General features: G+C 29.1%; 14 protein-coding genes. 2 read left to right on the forward strand and 12 right to left on the reverse strand.

Annotation, left to right across the window (positions count from 1 at the left end):
• Positions 1–118: 118 nt before the first annotated feature.
• The 5 genes from BGS40_RS02915 to ilvC are packed head-to-tail and all read right to left on the reverse strand — an operon-like array spanning position 119 to position 4,238.
• Entirely contained in the window at positions 119–958 is an 840-nt protein-coding gene (locus BGS40_RS02915; RefSeq protein ID WP_002866496.1) for an RsmB/NOP family class I SAM-dependent RNA methyltransferase, read from the reverse strand.
• A gap of 28 nt (positions 959–986) precedes the next feature.
• Positions 987–1,370 (reverse strand): Holliday junction resolvase RuvX, encoded by a 384-nt coding sequence (gene ruvX / locus BGS40_RS02920; protein ID WP_002852281.1) that lies wholly within the window; start codon positions 1,368–1,370, stop codon positions 987–989.
• Positions 1,367–2,140, reverse strand: coding sequence for a DNA-processing protein DprA (locus BGS40_RS02925; RefSeq protein WP_002866495.1), 774 nt, complete (start codon positions 2,138–2,140; stop codon positions 1,367–1,369). The genes ruvX and BGS40_RS02925 overlap by 4 nt, the downstream gene beginning before the upstream one ends.
• A complete protein-coding gene (locus BGS40_RS02930) occupies positions 2,130–3,212 on the reverse strand; it encodes a divergent polysaccharide deacetylase family protein (RefSeq protein WP_096738349.1) in 1,083 nt (360 codons plus the stop codon). The genes BGS40_RS02925 and BGS40_RS02930 overlap by 11 nt, the downstream gene beginning before the upstream one ends.
• Positions 3,213–3,215: 3 nt before the next feature.
• Positions 3,216–4,238 (reverse strand): ketol-acid reductoisomerase, encoded by a 1,023-nt coding sequence (gene ilvC, locus BGS40_RS02935; protein WP_058000803.1) that lies wholly within the window; start codon positions 4,236–4,238, stop codon positions 3,216–3,218.
• A gap of 118 nt (positions 4,239–4,356) precedes the next feature.
• Between ilvC and BGS40_RS02940 the strand changes: the two genes are divergently transcribed.
• Positions 4,357–6,291 carry an RNB domain-containing ribonuclease gene (locus BGS40_RS02940; protein ID WP_096738350.1) on the forward strand — a complete coding sequence of 645 codons (1,935 nt, stop codon included), beginning with the start codon at positions 4,357–4,359 and terminating at the stop codon, positions 6,289–6,291.
• Positions 6,284–7,249, forward strand: coding sequence for a DNA polymerase III subunit delta (gene holA, locus BGS40_RS02945; protein WP_061405832.1), 966 nt, complete (start codon positions 6,284–6,286; stop codon positions 7,247–7,249). Before BGS40_RS02940 ends, holA begins: the two co-directional genes overlap by 8 nt.
• Positions 7,250–7,277: 28 nt before the next feature.
• Here the strand turns inward: holA and BGS40_RS02950 are convergent, their stop codons facing one another.
• The 7 genes from BGS40_RS02950 to hypB form a co-directional block, all read right to left on the reverse strand.
• The gene (locus tag BGS40_RS02950; protein WP_096738351.1) at positions 7,278–9,827 is read right to left on the reverse strand and encodes a DEAD/DEAH box helicase family protein; all 2,550 of its coding nucleotides are present in this window, start codon (positions 9,825–9,827) and stop codon (positions 7,278–7,280) included.
• The gene (locus BGS40_RS02955) at positions 9,820–11,802 is read right to left on the reverse strand and encodes a site-specific DNA-methyltransferase (RefSeq protein ID WP_096738352.1); all 1,983 of its coding nucleotides are present in this window, start codon (positions 11,800–11,802) and stop codon (positions 9,820–9,822) included. The genes BGS40_RS02950 and BGS40_RS02955 overlap by 8 nt, the downstream gene beginning before the upstream one ends.
• 94 nt (positions 11,803–11,896) lie before the next feature.
• Positions 11,897–12,241: a hydrogenase maturation nickel metallochaperone HypA gene (gene hypA, locus BGS40_RS02960; protein ID WP_002876687.1), complete on the reverse strand. Its 345-nt coding sequence runs from the start codon at positions 12,239–12,241 to the stop codon at positions 11,897–11,899.
• Positions 12,241–13,215 carry a hydrogenase expression/formation protein HypE gene (gene hypE, locus BGS40_RS02965; protein WP_052779044.1) on the reverse strand — a complete coding sequence of 325 codons (975 nt, stop codon included), beginning with the start codon at positions 13,213–13,215 and terminating at the stop codon, positions 12,241–12,243. The genes hypA and hypE overlap by 1 nt, the downstream gene beginning before the upstream one ends.
• Complete coding sequence (hypD, locus tag BGS40_RS02970) at positions 13,212–14,303, reverse strand: hydrogenase formation protein HypD (RefSeq protein WP_002785902.1); 1,092 nt, start codon at positions 14,301–14,303, stop codon at positions 13,212–13,214. Before hypD ends, hypE begins: the two co-directional genes overlap by 4 nt.
• Complete coding sequence (locus tag BGS40_RS02975) at positions 14,287–14,568, reverse strand: HypC/HybG/HupF family hydrogenase formation chaperone (RefSeq protein WP_002776342.1); 282 nt, start codon at positions 14,566–14,568, stop codon at positions 14,287–14,289. Before BGS40_RS02975 ends, hypD begins: the two co-directional genes overlap by 17 nt.
• Positions 14,568–15,311, reverse strand: a complete 744-nt coding sequence (gene hypB, locus BGS40_RS02980) for a hydrogenase nickel incorporation protein HypB (RefSeq protein WP_004304654.1) — start codon at positions 15,309–15,311, stop codon at positions 14,568–14,570. Before hypB ends, BGS40_RS02975 begins: the two co-directional genes overlap by 1 nt.
• Positions 15,312–15,358: the final 47 nt, after the last annotated feature.

Below are 15,358 nucleotides of genomic sequence, written 5' to 3' on the forward strand. Positions count from 1 at the left end.
GATTTTCTTTTCAAAGTACTTAAAAATAGAACTTTAAGCTTTAAAATAAAGAAAAAATTATTTATTGTTTTTTAAGTTTTTTTATGAATTTGTATTTAAATGTGAATAATTTTATTAATTAACATAATTTCCTAAGTTTAGCTATGAAAAATCCATCATAGTCTAAGCTTGGTAAAATCCGTCTGCATTTTGAAATTTCAGCAAATTCTTCACTTTGCCCTGCTTTAGCCTCAACATTTTCCAAATCAATATCTAAAAGCTCTAATTTAAACTCACTTTTTAAAGCATTCTCTATCACTTCTTCATTTTCTTCTTTGGTAAAGGTGCAAGTACTATATACAAGCTCTCCACCTATTTTTAATGCCTTTAAAGCAGAATGTAGAAGTTTTTTTTGAGTTTTTGCAATATTTTTGATTTCTTTATAACTTTTTTCCAAATCAAAACCTATTTTAGCAAAAGTCGAACAAGGTGCATCAAGTAAGATTTTATCAAATTTTAAAGGACATAAATTGCCTATATTTTTACCATCTTTCATAAAAACTTTAGCATTCACGCCGTAATTTTTAAGATTTTTTTGCAAAATAAAAAATCTATCCCTACTCATCTCATTGCAAGCTAAATAACCTGTATTTTGCATAAAATTTGCAAGATTGATACTTTTACCACCCGGAGCTGCACACATATCAAGAACCCTTTGCCCTGCTTTGACTTCTAAATTTAAAGCACACAAATAAGAAGAATAATTTTGTATATAAAAGTGCGCCTCATTAAAAGCTTTCATAGAACTTAAGATAGCCTTATCTTTGGCATCAAACAAATAACAATAAGCATTGATCTTTTTAAATTTTAATTTTTGTTTTAAAAATTCTTTTTCTAATTCTTCAATGCTAATTTTTAAAGTATTTGCAAATACACAAACATTTTTTTCTTGAGTAAAAGAAGATAAAATATTTTGCATTTCATCTTTGGTATAAAGTTTTTCTATTCTAGAGAGCAAAATAATCCTTTATCATGATAAAAGCGGATAAAGAGTCTAATTTACCATCTTTTTTGCGTGTATTGGCTACACCGTATCCTAAAGCTTCTTTGCTTGTTCCGCTTTCATCTACAAAGCAAATTTCTTTATCAAATTCAAGCAAAGAAACAAAATGCTTAATGCGTCTTGTCATTTCTTCTTCACTTGATCCACCCTTAGGAATGCCAACAATGAGTAAAGAAATCTCATGTATTTTAAGTAAATTTTTAATTTCATTAGCGGCTTGATTGCGATTTTTTCTTAAAACTGCATCTAAAGGCAAAGCGATCTTTTTATCTATGCAAAGCGCTACACCTATGCGTTTTAAACCTACATCTAAAGCCAAAGCTCTCATGCTAAAACCCTTATAAAAAGCCCTTCTATGGAAATTTTTCCCTCAAGTTCATATTCATAAACTTTTTGTCCATAAATTTTTAAAGCCTCATCAACACTCACACCTTTTTTACAAAACTCTAAAAACTCATCTTGATTTATATCTATACTTGCAAACTCACTTACAAATTCTTTGAAATCACAAATCAATTTTGCTTTATTTTCCTTTAAAAGCAAATTAGTCCCTGTACTTTCTCCTAGTCTTTGCGGTAAAACATATAAAGGTTTATTGAGTTCTAAAGCAAGTTTTGCACTTTGCATAGAACCACTTTTTATATCTGCTTGTGCAACTACAACGGCCTTACTTAAAGCAATAACCAAACGATTTCTTAGTAAAAAGTCATAATTTTTTGGCAAATAATCATCTTCGTATTCGCTTAAAGCCAAAGCATTTTCATAAATTTGTTTAATGATTTTTTCATTAGTTCTTGGATAAATTTGATCTAAACCATTAGCAAAAATACCTATAGTATTTGGCATAGCCGCCATACTTGCGGTGATATCCACACCCAAAGCACCGCCACTTACCACACAAAGATGAGCATTTTTAAGCATACTCGCTAAGGAAAAAACACAATTTTTCGTATAAACACTCATACGCCTTGAACCTATAATAGCAATTTTATCTTGTTTTAATAAAGATAAATTTCCTTTATAGTGTAATTTTTTAGGAGGCTTTTTTAAATCTTTAAAAAGTTCTAAAAATTCATCAGGCAAAATTTCACTTGCCATAAATTTCACTCAAATACACAAGATCAACGCTTTTTAACAAATCTTTACTTTGCTCTAAAGCTTTAAAAGTATTTTTCCTAGGATGTCCTATGGCTATAACAAAACCTTTTTTTTGTGCAAGTTTTACTGCATTTTGAATTTGTTTTTTAACATAATTAACATCATCTTCATTATCCAAAAACACATCTCTTTGTATATAAGGAACATTTAACTCTTTGGCTATTTTATTTGCTTTAGAATTTCCTATAGTTTTAGAATCTACAAAAAATATATTTTGATTTTTTAAAACCTCATAAAGCTTTCTCATAGCTTCTTCATTGCTTGTAAATAAACTTCCCGTGTGATTATTGATGTATCTTAAATCCTTAAAATCTTTTTTAATTTGCTTGATTTTTTTAAAAATTCTTTCTTTGCTATCATTTGGATTTAAAGTATCAAGCTCGGGTTTATTGTAATTAATCGCTGCTAAAGGTAAATGCACCATATAAAAATCAAATTTTAAAGCAAGTTTTGGCGTTTCGCTATGGTTTTTATCTGGCGGAAAAAAAGAAGGATTTAACTTTAAATTTAAAGCTTTTAAACCTCTAACCTGACTTGTATTTGCCATATCATCGATAATAATAGCAAGTTTTGGTTTTTTAGAAATTTTATTTAAATGAATATCTTCATTAAAAGTTAAATTTTGATCTTGGGTTAAATTTGTATCTTTTAGAATAAAATTTTGTTCTAAACTCTGATTTTGCTCTAAACTTAAATTCTGCTCCACACTGCTTAAATTTTGCTCATTTAAACTTGTATTTAAATCATCAATTTCTTGAATTTTTTGCTCTAAAATACTTACAGATTTATTATTATCAAACTCATTCTCTTGAAAAATACCAATTTCATAATGATCTTTATTTAATGAAATTAAATCTTCTTGTTTATCAATAAAATAATCCGGCTTAACAGAAGAAACATCTTGGGAATTTTGATATTTTACTAAAATTCCCAAAGCTAAAGCTATGCAAAGTAAAAAAAGTATAGCTATGATTAAATAACGCTGAATTTGAACTAATTTTTTCTTTGACAATGTTTAGTTCTTATCTTTATCTACTAATTTTTTAGCACTGATCCAAGGCATCATAGCACGCAAATTGCGTCCTGTTTTTTCTATCAAAGAATCATTCATATTTTTGCGTTCTGCATGCATTCTAGCAAAACCTGCACGGCGTTCTAAGATAAAATCTTTTGCAAAAACACCATTTTGTATATCTTTTAAAACACCTTTCATCGCTTTTTTAGTCTCTTCAGTGATAATCTTTGGCCCTGTGATGTAATCGCCGTATTCTGCAGTATTTGAAATAGAATAACGCATATCTGCAATACCACCTTGATAAATCAAATCCACAATGAGTTTCATTTCATGCAAACACTCAAAATAAGCCATTTCAGGTTCATAACCTGCTTCAACCAAAGTTTCAAAACCTGCTTGAATCAAAGCACTAAGTCCACCACAAAGCACAGCTTGCTCACCAAAAAGATCTGTTTCTGTTTCGGCTTTAAAGGTTGTTTCTATAATACCTGTACGTCCACCCCCGATCGCACTTGCATAACTTAAGGCTAAATTTTTAGCATTTTTGCTTTCATCTTGATGGATAGCTATTAAACAAGGAGTGCCACCACCTAGAGTAAATTCATTTCTTACTGTATGACCTGGTGCTTTAGGTGCTATCATGATAACATCTACACCTTTTGGAACAACAATTTGACCATAATGGATATTAAAACCGTGTGCAAAAGCTATAGCCTTGCCTTCACTTAAATTTGGTTTTATTTCGACATTAAAAATATCTGCTTGAATTTCATCAGGAGCTAAAATCATAATCACATCTGCTGTCTTAGAAGCCTCACTCACACTCACCACTTCAAAACCAGCATTTTTCGCTTTAACAGCACTTACACTACCTTCACGAAGTCCGATAGTTACATTTACGCCATTATCTCTTAAATTCATCGCATGAGCGTGTCCTTGAGAGCCAAAGCCTATAATTGCTACTTTTTTTGATTTGATTAAATTTAAATCACAATCTTTATCATAATATACTGTAATAGCCATATTCACTCCTTAAAAATTCAAAAATTAAAGATACTATTATAGCAATTAAAGTATAAATTTCATATTTTTTTTATAAACTTTATGTAAGAATTTTATAAAAAATCATAAAGTATCAAAAGTGAAAGAATTTTTAAACAGTCTTAGTTATGGCATTAGTTCTCATGAAGTAAGCAATGAATTTAAACAAATTTTAAGAGAACTTTTAACCAATCATATCATCAAAGAACACAAAAACAAATACTATCTTAACAATGGTTTTGCCTTTGGAGTACTTGATATTTCAAACAAAGGCACAGGTTTTTTACAATGCTTTGATGAAAGTTTCAAAAAAGATCTTTTGATAGAAAACAAAAACCTAAAAGGCGCAAACTATAAAGATATAGTCGCGGTAAAACTTCTACCTTTAAAGAAAAAACGTCCCAGTGCAAAGGTGATTTTAGTTCTAAAAAGAGCTAATGAAACCTCTTTAGTGATCACCAAAAGATATGGCGAAGCCGTGCTTGGAATGAATATCAAAACAGGATTAAGCACTGCCTTAAAAGCTTCTCAAAAATCCTTAAAAGCACTACCTTTAGGGACAATTTTAAAAATAGAAAATGAAAATAATAATATCATAGAAGTTTTAGGACATATCGATGATGAAAGCGTGGATGAAAAAATCTCCTTAGCTCTTTTTAATAAAAATAACGAATTTAGCGACGCTTGTATCAAGGAAGCTCTAGCAAACGGTGATAGCGTTGATGCGAGTATGTATGAAAATCGCATGGATTTAAGAGCCTTGCCTTTTTGCACCATAGATCCTATACATGCAAAAGATTTTGATGATGCGATTTATTTTGACATCCAAAAACGAGAAATTTATGTAGCTATTGCTGATGTTAGCGAATATGTTTATGCTTATAGTGCTATAGATAAAGAAGCGAGAAATCGTGGATTTTCTATTTATTTTCCACATATTGCTATACCTATGTTACCGCATCCTTTAAGTGAAAATATCTGTTCTTTAAAACCTCATTTAGATCGCTTAGCGTATTGTTTTAAAATCACACTCGATCATGAAAATAAAGTCATAAAAGAAGAACTTTTTGAAGGTATTATCAACTCAAAACGCCGTTTTAATTATGATGAAGTTGATGAAATTTTGATACAAAAACCTGATTTAAAAGAGCTTTCATGGCTTTATGAGCTTTTTAAAATCACAAAAAATTTACGCAAAATGCGTCTTAAAAATGCCTTTGAATTTCGCACCGAAGAATTAAGAATGAATTTAGATGAAAATTTAAGTCTAAAAAGTACAGTTTTTGAAAAAGACACGCCTTCACATAATTTGATCGAAGATTGTATGCTTTTAGCCAATAAAGCCGCAGCAAAACTCATAGATATAGGTGTTTTTAGAAATCACTTAAGTGCTGATGTAAGAAAAATCGATAAGCTTTTAAATGAATTACGCGAACTAGGCATCGATGTAAATTTTAAGCCCAATCTTCCTGAACTCATACGCGACATACAAGCTTTAGCCGATGAGTTAAATTTAAGAGCAGAAGTAGATAAACTCATCATCAAAGCACAAAAAAAAGCGGAATATTCTAGCGTCAATGCGGGACATTTTGGCTTAGGTTTTGATAAATACTCACATTTTACAAGCCCTATAAGAAGGTATTCTGATCTTATTTTGCACAGACTTTTAAAAGCCAAGCAAAAAAACGATGAAAAACTTTTTAATTATCTACTTTTAAACATAGAAAGTACTTGTGAGAATCTTAGCACACTTGAAAGAGAGGCGGATAAGGTTGCTTTTGATTTTATGGATAGAAAATTTGCTAGATGGGCAGCTAAAAATATAGGCAAAAAATTTAAAGCTTTAGTTGTCCAAAATGATGGAGTTTGCATAGCCAAACTAGATGATGAAATCAAAGGAGCGGATATAATCCTTTATGATACGCGTGTAAATTTGCTAGAAAATGTTGAAGTACAAATCATGGAAGCGGATATAGTTATGGCAAAAATTTATGCTAAAATCACCCAAAGACTTATAAAGGAAGAAAATGTATAGAAAAGAGCTTCAAATCTTACTTTCTAAAGATTCAATACCTAATTTTTTCTTTCTTTATGGAGCAGATAATTTTCAAAGCGAACTTTATGCTGAATTTATAAAAGAAAAATATAAGCCCGATGAAACTTTGAAACTTTTTTTTGAAGAATACAACTTCACTCGTGCGAGTGATTTTTTAAGCGCAGGATCGCTTTTTAGTGAAAAAAAATTACTCGAAATTAAAACTTCTAAAAAAATTCCAACAAAAGATCTTAAAGTTTTAGTAGATCTTTGTAAAAACAATACGGACAATTTCTTTCTTTTAGAGCTTTATGATGAAAGTTCTAAACAAAGCGATATAGAAAAAATTTTCTCTCCTCATTTTGTAAGATTTTTTAAAGCTAACGGAGCTAAAGAAGGCGTGGAGCTTTTAAGCATAAAAGCAAAACAACTAGGGGTTGAAATCACTCAAAATGCTTTATTTACTCTTTTTACAAGTTTTGATGAAAACTTATATCTTGCTGCGAGTGAGCTTAATAAATTTAGTGGTTTAAGAGTAGATGAAAAAACCATAGAACAATACTGCTATAGTTTGAATACAGGAAGTTTTGAAAGCTTTTTTGAGAAAATTTTAAAGAAACAAGACTTTAAAAGCGAACTTGAAAAAATTTTAGATAATTTTAATGAAATTGCTTTAATCAACTCTTTGTATAATTCTTTTTATCGTTTGTTTAAAATCGCACTTTATGCTAAAGTCAATGGTAAAATTGACTTTAAAGATCTTTTAGGCTATACTCCACCTCCTCAAGTGGGACAAAATTTAAGCTCTCAAGCCTTTAGTTTAAAAATCGAACAATATAAAGAAATTTTCACTCTTTTGCTTAAATGCGAATACGAGCTTAAAACCAATTCTAAGCTCGTAAAAAAAGAATTTTTAATTTCAAATTTGCTTAAACTTGCAAGGATTTTGAAAAGCTAGATTTATACTTGGTAAAAATAAATATTACTTATCTTTCATCTTGAAAACTTACAAATTCATCAAAACTACTAAGGAATTTATCATTTATATTAAAGTTCTTGTTTATAAAAAACGGTAAAGATTGAAGAGTTAATTTTTTATCATCCTTAGTGGTTATGATTTTTCCTTTTAAAGTCTCTAAAAATTCTTCCTTCCAAGCATCTTTTGCTATTGCTAAATGCTCCCCTTTTGTTTCTATAAAACATTGTATACTTAAAAAATTATCATCATCTTTATTTTTCTTACCAAAGAAAATAAAATCAGGTTCAAATCCCATAGCATAAGTTACTTCATCTTTTCTATTGTCATAAATTTTAAATTCTTCAAAGCCTTCATTTCTTATAACAAACCATTTAGAAAACACTTTATTGATTTCATCTTTTTTCACTTCTATAAAATTTAAAAATTCTTTTTCTAAATTACTATCAAAACAAAAAGTTTTGTGATAAAGCCACTCAAAATTCATTTCCTTGAAATTCTCTTTATTTTTAAATACTACCTTATTACCTATATTAAATTCATGAGTTATAAACTCACTTACTTCGTATTCTTGTTTTATGTTTTGCTTGAGCGATTTAAAATTTTCTAAAATATATTTGACTATTTCAAGATTATTTATTTGATTAAATTCTTGTCGTTTTGAAAAACAAACAACTGTATTTTTTAAACAATTTTCTATAAAATCTTTTTTGCTTTTAAAGGTAAAATTTTCATTGATTTTGTTAAAATCAAGTCCTAATATATTCATAGCTTTTAAAAAATATATATTATCTATATGATTAAGAGCAGATGGTTTTTGAAGATCATATTCTTCTTTGATTTCTTCAAATTTCTCCTCACTTTCTTTTATAGAATTTGAAAAATAAGGAATTTGCAAACCTTTTATTTTTTGTTCCATCTCAATTCTTGTAATGTAAAAATTTTTCAAATCACGCTTTTTGATTCTTTTATTATTAGCGTAATAAATTTTGTTATTTTTAATAATCTCTTTTATTTTTTCATTGACTATTAAATCTATGCGTGTTTTTTCCTCCTCAAATAATAATCCTTCTTTATTCATGCTTTCATTGAGTTGCTTGATAAACTCAACATCATTTCTAGTATGATAAGTTAATTTCTCTAAAGCATTTAACTCATTTTCAAGATCACTATCATACTTTCTTTTAAATTTAAACTCATCATCAAAATCAAACAAATCGCTTTTGAAAGGATAATATCTAGCACCTCTTCCTATAAGTTGCGCTTCCTTTGTGGTTATTGTTTTGCTTGCCTTTTTATTTCCAAGCCTAACTATATCAAAAAGATTTAAAACATCCCAACCTTCATTAAGTTTATCAACGCAAAAAATAACTCTTATTTGATTATCTTTTTCTTCTAAGCTATTAAGTAAAATTTGATTTTTTTCTAGCTCTTTATCATCATTTGTGTTTAACATATAAAGCGTTTTAAAATTATTTTTCAAAAAATTTACAATAGTTTTTGCATAAGTATTTTGATATTCTTTTTTAAAAAACTCTAAGCTTTTATTTAAAAGATCGCTTTCTTTGTTTATATTTTTATAAAAATCTTCTATATGCAAGCTTTCTAAATTATCTATAAAATCTATAAATTTTTCTTGATTTTGCATAGATTCTTTTATAGATTCACTCTTAAATAAAACAACAGGCTTTAATACGATATTATATTTTTGAGCCAACAACTCTCTATAAAGACTACAAAGTACTGCTCCTAAAAGTCTATGTTCTAAACTATCATTATCATACTTAACTAAAAATATACGCTTAGAATATCCATCTTTGCAAAATTCTCTTAAGGTGTATTCATAAATGATTTTATCTTGATATTTTTCTAATACATTAAATTCTTGCGGAATAGTAGCACTAAATTCAAACAATAAATTTTCATTATTGCTCTCATAAGCTCTTTTTATAATAGCTTCCCAACCTTCTTTGATCTCATTTTCATTTTTGCTTTTAGTATCACTATTTAAATGATGAGCTTCATCAGCTAAAAATACAAGCTTTTTGTCTTTTAAATCTTCAAAACTTAAAGAATTTTCCCTTTCATTTTTAAAAAGAGAAAACAAGGCTTGTATGGTGGTAAAATATATATTTATACAGTCATCTTTACTTTCAGAAAGATTATTAATAATGTTAATTTCTATATTTTTAGAATCTATATTTATATTTTCTTTAAAAAGATATTTACTTGAGTATTTGTTGGCAAAATTTGCTTTCGTTTTTTCTAAAATCGAAGTAGAATTTACAAAAAAGATAAAATTTCTATATCCTTTTTTATAACAATCTAGCATTAAAGCTGCCATTATAAGTGTTTTTCCACTTCCTGTTGCCATATTAAACATTAAGTGTCTTTGTTTTATACTATCAAAATTTGCATAATAATACTTTAGAGCTTTTTCTTGATAGGCTCTTAGCTCTTTTGATAAATTCTCTTTTATATAAAAAGGAATTTCTATTTGCTCTATACCTCTTTTTCCAAATTCATCTTGTAAAAGCTCATGTAGTTTTTTGCTAAACATTTTCATCACCATAAAATATTTTATTAAGTTTTATTGTTTCTTTAGATATAGCATAATCTTCATCTTTTATATCACCATATAAAACATAATCCATATTAGAATCTAAAACAAGCTTTAAAATTTCTTTTTTGCTTTCTAAGTCTAAATTTTCAAATTCTTTATCTTTTAAAATTTCATTTATATCTACTCTATAATCTAAAAAAGCTTTAGTTTTTAAATCTTGATAAATACCATCTAGCTCTTTTTCATCATTTAAATTTTGTATTTTTTCTTTATAAACTGCATTTAAAGGCATAAGCTCAGCATAAACAAAACTTCCACCATCTTGCCAATTTACTGCTTTGCTGATACCACCTTGTTCGCCTTCTATTACTTTTTTAAGTCTTTCTTTTGTGATAGTTTCTATATAATCCATTTGCTCTATGCCTATCCATTTGCGTTTCATTTTATGAGCAACAGCTAAAGTAGTACCACTTCCTGCAAAAAAGTCCATTACTATGTCGTTTTCGTTTGTGGAAATTTCTATAATTCTTTGAAGCAAGGCTTCAGGTTTTTTTCCATTTTTTAATGTAATTTGCCCTTCATTTGATATACCTTGCCAAAAATCATCAGTAAAAATGTTACTAATAGGCTCTAATTTTATTATTTTTTCATTCTTATTATCAACTTTTATAAGTTTATTAAGCATGGTAATTGTCTGATTTTTATATAATAAATATTGACTTAATTTATTTTTATCTTTCCCTTTTGAAGGAATGTACTCAAATATAAACAAATCTTCACTATTAGTAAAGTCTTCAATATGTCTTTTCAATTTTTTTCCAATACCACCACTAAGAGCCGTAAGTCTAAAAACTTCATTTCTAATTTCAAAAAAATCCTTTTCTGACATTGACTTTATAGGTAATCTTTCAATAGTAAAGCTTCCTTTTGGTATTCTGTAATATTTAATCTTATCTTTTTCCACAATAAATTCTTTTTTACTTAGATCTATATTATATATTCTACTATTATACTGACTTGCTGTCTTAGAAAATGAATTTATAACTTCAGTTTCAATCTTTATTGAATTATAATTTAATAATTTTATACCCTTTCCATAGCATAATATATATTCTACACAATTAAAAAACATCTCTGTATCTGTTGTAAGTCCTCCAGCACTTTTAACTTTACAAGTTATACAGCTTACAAAATTATCTCTTCCAAAAATCTCATCCATAAGCACTTTTAAATATGCTTGTTCATTATCATCGCATTGCACAAAAATCACACCATCATCTCTTAAAAATTCTCTAGCTACTTCAAGACGATTTTTCATAAAAGTAAGCCAAGTAGAGTGATTAAATTTATCATTATAATTAAAACTATCATTACCTGTATTATAAGGTGGATCAATGTAGATTAATTTTACTTTATTTGCATAAAGCTTTTTTAAAGAATGTAGTGCTAGTAAATTATTGCCTTTTATAAGTAAATTTGGATTATCTTTTAAATATTCTTGTGGATTTTTACTTTCGCCTATTAATTCAAAATTCTGCAAAGCTTTTTTATCAAATAACACATCTATTTCATCACGAGCTAGTATTTCATTGAAAAATATTTCATTTTGAATTTCATCATCTTTGCTTTGTCCGCCTTTTATAACACCATCTTTAAAAGCAAAATTTAATACTACTTCGTTATTTGTTTTTAAAAGAGATTTTGTTTTATTTGCAAGTCCTATTTTGTTAGCATAGCTTGTAAAACTACCACCTAAGCTTCTAAGATCTAAAAAATTCAAAAAATCATTAAGCTTAAAAACCAAAGTTTTTTTGCTAAAAATAAAAAATCTACTTTTAAATTCTTCTTTATATTTACTTTCTTCTAAAAGATAATCAAATAATTTCTCATCATAATTTTGTGCTAAATTTCTAACTTGTCCTAAAGTTTCAAAATGTTCTTCTAAATCTTGCAATAATTTATCTTTTAACATATTTTAATCCTTGTAAAATTAAAAATTTTATTTTATTATAATACTAAAAATTATGTAAAATCAAACAAAAAACAATGTTTCTAAATTTATCATCTCACTCCATCACAAGTCGCATAAGGTGCAAGTCCTCACCTTGTGTGATTTTATATTCTATACTTTGACATTTAGGACACTTAAAAACATTTTCTTCTAAAATGCTTACTTGATCACATTTTAAGCATAAAATTTCAAGTGGAGCAAGTTCTATAAAAAGTTTAGCATTTTTACAAATATTTGAGTTTTCTTTAAAAGTTTCAAAACAACGCTTAAAAAGATCCACTTCTATACCACTCAAACGCCCGATTTTTACATAAATTTCTTGCACATTGTAAGCCTTATTGTTTAAGGCATTTTCTTCACAAAGTTCGATTAAAGATTCTACTATACTTAATTCGTGCATTAGCAAATTCTTGGTAAAAGCTCGCCTTTAGGACTTTCTAAAAAGCGTTTTGCCCCATAAGCGTTTTGTAAGATCACACGTGCTTTTTTCTCTTCTAAAACTTCTCCTATAATACTCGCATTTGCATTGTATTTTTTTAGAATTTCTAAGGCTTTTAACTCATCTTCTTTTTCCACGCAAAGTATGAAAGTGCCTTCATTTGCAAGCTCATAAGCTTCATAACCAAAAAGCTCGCAAAGTCCTAAAACCTCATCTTGAACGATGATTTTTTCTTCAAAGATCAAAAGATCATTTCCGCTTTGCTTTGCCCACTCATTTAAAACCGCACTAAGCCCCCCACGAGTAGCATCTCTCATTGCTACAACCTTTATATCTTTTTCTAAAAGCTCTAAAACCTCTTTATCCAAAGCCTTACAATCACTTTTAACATCAGCTTCTAACTCATTTCTTTTGATTAAAACACTAGCTCCATGCCTTCCTATATCACCTGAAAGAAGTATGCTAAGCCCTGCTTTGATATTTTTACTTTCTTTTTTAGAAATAATTTCACCTAAGGCTGTAGTGTTGATATAAATTTCATCTGCTTTGCCCTTAGGAACAACTTTAGTATCGCCACAAACTAACATAACTCCGCATTTTTCACATTCTTCTTTAATGCTTTTTAAAATGCGTTCTAGTTTTTCTAGCTCAAAACCTTCTTCTAAGATAAGCCCTAAACTTAGATATTTTGGCTTAGCACCTACCATCAAAACATCGTTAATAGAACCACAAACACAAAGTTTGCCTATATTGACCTCTTCATCTAAAAAAATCGGACTTAAAACAAAAGAATCCGTGCTTAAAGCCAAATTTCCTAAAATCGCTGCATCATTATTTGCATTTAAAATTTCATTATCAAAGATCTTAAAAAGCTTAGTTAAAAGCTCGTTCATCTCTTCTCCGCCACCTCCGTGGGCTAAGGAAATATTTTTCATACATTCACCTTTGAGTATTTATAATACGCCGCACAAGCACCCTCGCCAGAAACCATACAACTTCCTATAGGACTTCTTGGCGTACAAGCCTTACCAAAAACTTTACAATCATAAGGCTTGGCCAAACCTCTTAAAATTTGCCCACAAATACAGGCTTTGCTTTCATTTTTACTTTGCACCGTACAATCAAATTTTTTACTCGCATCGTAAGCGCTAAATTCTTCTTTTAACTCCAAGCCTCCATCTTTAATAAGTCCTAAGCCACGAAATTCAAAATCACACACCCTAAAGTATTTTTTTACTAAATTTTGTGCTTTAACATTACCTTCTTTGCTTACGGCTCTTTTGTATTGATTATACACTTTAAAAGTGCCTTCATTGCTTTGTTTTATGATATTTAACACACTTTCTAAAATATCAACTGGCTCAAAACCACTCACCGCTATAGGGGTTTTAAACTTTGCTGCTAAAGGCTCATAAATACCATAACCTGTTATCACACTCACATGAGAAGGGCCTAAAAAAGCATTGATTTTTACATTTTCATCATTCATGATCGCTTCCACAGGTGCTGGAACCGTGATATGATTGATATGAAAAAAGACATTATTTATTTTTTCTTCTATAACCTTTTGAAGAAGTAAAGCACTCATAGGCGTAGTGGTTTCAAAACCTATAGCAAAAAAGATGATATTTTTGTTTAAATTTTGCTTAGCGATTTCCAAAACTTCAAGCGGAGAATAAAGTGCTCTAACATCAGCCCCTTTAGCTCTTAAATCCAGTAAAGAAATTTCACTTCCAGGCACCCTTAAAAGATCCCCTAAGGTACAAAAAATCGTATCTTTCATGGAGGCTAGCTTAATAGCTGTATCAATGCGAACTCTTGGCATAACACAAACAGGACATCCTGGCCCATGGATAAAGTTAATTTCCTTTGGCAAAATAGAAGGCAGGGCATATTTCATAATACTATGCGTATGCCCACCGCAAATTTCCATGATATTGATAGGATTTTTAAGTTCTTGTTCTATAAGTTTTTTTAAAGCTAAAATGCTTTCTTTATCTCTAAATTCATCGATGAAATTCATTTAAACCCAAATCTCCCTCATCACTTTTTATCTCTCCACTATTCATTTTTTCTACTATTTCTTGATAGGTTTTAATGCTTTCTAGTGCAGCTTCTTTGTCAATTTTTTCCATAGCAACGCCTACATGGATTAAGACATAATCGCCCTGTTTTAAAGGCTCATCAATCAAATCCAAATTAACTTTTCTTTTCACACCTAAAGTTTGTACTAAAGCATTGTTTAATTCATCGATTTCTAAAATTTCAGAAGGTATAGACAAACACATTAAAAAAGCTCCTTTTTAAGTTTAAGCACCTTATACCAAAGCTCCATATTAGTGCCATTTTTTGCATCAAGAGTGATAATATCTGCTCTAGGATTTAATTCTTTAATCAACCTAGTCGCCTCTTTAATATCGAAATCAAAATGATGAGCCAAATCTGCCTTTGTGATTAAAACTATATCAGCCTTTTTAAACATCACAGGATATTTTTGCGGTTTATCACTTCCTTCAGTTACCGAAAGCAAAACCACATTTAAATGCTCTCCTAAATCATAACTTGCAGGACAAACCAAATTTCCAACATTTTCTATAAAAAGCAAATCCACATCATCAATGGCTAAATGATGCAAAGCCTCATGCACCATAAAAGCGTCCAAATGACAGCTTTGCCCTGTAGTGATTTGATACGCCAAAGCTCCGGCATTTTTTACCCTTAGAGCGTCATTATTGGTTTCTAAATCCCCTTCAATCACAGCAATTTTAAGTTCATTTTTCAAAGCCTTAATCGTGCTTTCTAAAAGCGTGGTTTTTCCACTACCTGGAGAACTCATTAAATTGATACAAAGCGTGTTAGCTTCATTAAAATGCGCTCTATTATGCTTAGCTTCTTCATCATTTTTGCTTAAAATTTTAGAAATCACTTCTATGGTTTTACCCTCTTTTAAGCTTGGATTTTCATGATGGTGATCGTGATGATGACCATGCGTATGGCTTGAATTTATAGAGCAGCCGCAATCTTTACACATTTTCTTTCCTTATATATTTTTTGTTTCATTTTAACCTTAAAAGCATT

Source organism: Campylobacter sp. 107 (assembly GCF_002383835.1).
GTDB classification, from domain to species: Bacteria; Campylobacterota; Campylobacteria; order Campylobacterales; family Campylobacteraceae; genus Campylobacter_D; species Campylobacter_D jejuni.

What these genes read in the sequence shown, in the direction of transcription:
- BGS40_RS02925 (WP_002866495.1), bottom strand. Translation starts at nt 2,140, where the DNA reads ATGGCAAGTGAAATTTTGCCTGATGAATTTTTAGAACTTTTTAAAGAT.
- hypE (WP_052779044.1), bottom strand. Translation starts at nt 13,215, where the DNA reads ATGAAAAATATTTCCTTAGCCCACGGAGGTGGCGGAGAAGAGATGAAC.
- BGS40_RS02975 (WP_002776342.1), bottom strand. Translation starts at nt 14,568, where the DNA reads ATGTGTTTGTCTATACCTTCTGAAATTTTAGAAATCGATGAATTAAAC.
- BGS40_RS02950 (WP_096738351.1), bottom strand. Translation starts at nt 9,827, where the DNA reads ATGTTTAGCAAAAAACTACATGAGCTTTTACAAGATGAATTTGGAAAA.
- BGS40_RS02955 (WP_096738352.1), bottom strand. Translation starts at nt 11,802, where the DNA reads ATGTTAAAAGATAAATTATTGCAAGATTTAGAAGAACATTTTGAAACT.
- ruvX (WP_002852281.1), bottom strand. Translation starts at nt 1,370, where the DNA reads ATGAGAGCTTTGGCTTTAGATGTAGGTTTAAAACGCATAGGTGTAGCG.
- ilvC (WP_058000803.1), bottom strand. Translation starts at nt 4,238, where the DNA reads ATGGCTATTACAGTATATTATGATAAAGATTGTGATTTAAATTTAATC.
- hypA (WP_002876687.1), bottom strand. Translation starts at nt 12,241, where the DNA reads ATGCACGAATTAAGTATAGTAGAATCTTTAATCGAACTTTGTGAAGAA.
- hypD (WP_002785902.1), bottom strand. Translation starts at nt 14,303, where the DNA reads ATGAATTTCATCGATGAATTTAGAGATAAAGAAAGCATTTTAGCTTTA.
- hypB (WP_004304654.1), bottom strand. Translation starts at nt 15,311, where the DNA reads ATGTGTAAAGATTGCGGCTGCTCTATAAATTCAAGCCATACGCATGGT.
- BGS40_RS02915 (WP_002866496.1), bottom strand. Translation starts at nt 958, where the DNA reads ATGCAAAATATTTTATCTTCTTTTACTCAAGAAAAAAATGTTTGTGTA.
- holA (WP_061405832.1), top strand. Translation starts at nt 6,284, where the DNA reads ATGTATAGAAAAGAGCTTCAAATCTTACTTTCTAAAGATTCAATACCT.